The 1,513-nt window shown below is 60.3% G+C and carries 1 protein-coding gene; it reads right to left on the reverse strand.

Features of this window, described 5'->3' with window-relative positions; translation table 11 throughout:
• Window positions 1–1,375, reverse strand: a 1,375-nt coding sequence (locus NW835_RS07880) for a YegS/Rv2252/BmrU family lipid kinase (protein WP_414414981.1), incomplete at its 3' end; no start/stop codon positions are given.
• Window positions 1,376–1,513 lie beyond the last annotated feature (138 nt).

Below are 1,513 nucleotides of genomic sequence, written 5' to 3' on the forward strand. Positions count from 1 at the left end.
TCCCGCCCAGGCCAACGGTTGCGCTCAGCAGGGTCAGGCTCGGCGAGATCCGCCTTACCCAGAAGATGGCGAGCTTTTCGGCGGAGTTGGGTTTCCGCACAGGTGGTGCAATCACGGTCAGTCCCCCTGGGATCACCTCGATCTGGACGGGGGTTGTGCCCACCACTTCTCCATCGACGACCACCTTTTGGGGTGGGGTCGTCTCAATCCAGATGCGGGAAGCTTTGAAGGTGAGGATCCCTTTCAGTTGCGGCACCTGCTTGGCCAGAGAGGCCCCCAACAGATGCACCATATCCCCGAGGGATTGCACCCGTCGCGCCAAAGTCTGGGACAGCCTGCCTGAATTGGGGTCATCCTGGCCGCGCACCACCGTCACATCCAGTTGCCCATCCGTCGGATTGACACGCCCACGGCCCTGGGCAAGCACAGAGGTGGCCGGTGCAGCATTGGCAATGGTCAGGGCAGTGGCTTGCAAGTGCTGCGGCTCACCTCCATCTACTTGAAGCGTCACTTGAAAGGGTTGCTGGTTCGCCAGTTGTTGTAACCCCGCCAGCAGGTAAGCCAGCGGGCCCAAGCGGGCTTTCAACTCGCGGCTGGCACGTTCGACCGTTTCCGCTTCAAACCCGATCCCGGCCAGCAGGATCATCGGCTGCCCATTGCAGCGAGCGGCATCCATCACCCGTGTCGATCCGGCCAAGATTAGATCGCAAGCCCTTTCCAAATCAGTTGGGATCCCCAGCGCCGCGGCAAAAGCATTGGCCGTACCGCGCGGGATCACCCCCAGGGGAATGCCGGAGCCAAACAGTACCCCGGCCACGGCTGAAACCGTGCCATCGCCACCAGCAGCGATGATCAGATCGGGCCGGGCGGCCAGGGCCTCTTCTGCCAGGCTTTTGGCATCGCGCCCCGGTTCAGTCAGCAACACCTGCAGGCGGATCCCGACGGATAGGCGTTGCCGCAATAGGGCCAGTTGTTGAGTTTCATCCCCTTGGCCAGCAATGGGGTTGAAGATCAAATAGCCCAGGCGTTGCTCCGCCAACGAGAGCAGCAGCGCTCGAGCAGTGGGCACATTCAGCGCCAACGGAAGATTTGCCTCTTGGCAATTTTGAACCAACTTTGTCAACCCAGCCGGATCTGCTGCCGCATCCCAGAGGGCAATGACGGCTTGGGTACTATCCTCAAAAAGTTGAGCATGCCATTCTGCCCTAGAGGCAACGGTTTTGACCGTCAGCCTGGGGTGTTGGGTCAAATGGGCGGCTAGGGATCCCTCGACAATCCAGCAAAACCGCGAGACCAGGGCGCGCTGCTGTGTGAGCAGCTCGAGCAAGGCGGCTTCTTGGTTGGCTGCTGCTGAGATCAGGATCCCGGGTTTCATGGGCCAACTCGGAAAATGGCACCCCAAATAGGATGCCAGGTGCTCAGAGGCATTAGGCAAGAGTTAACGTAAGGTGCGGAATTCCCCACGGTCTATACGGTGGGGAGGGATAGCACCCTCTGACTGATTCTGGATGTA

This window comes from Synechococcus sp. OH2, assembly GCF_047462155.1.
Taxonomy (GTDB): domain Bacteria; phylum Cyanobacteriota; class Cyanobacteriia; order Thermostichales; family Thermostichaceae; genus Thermostichus.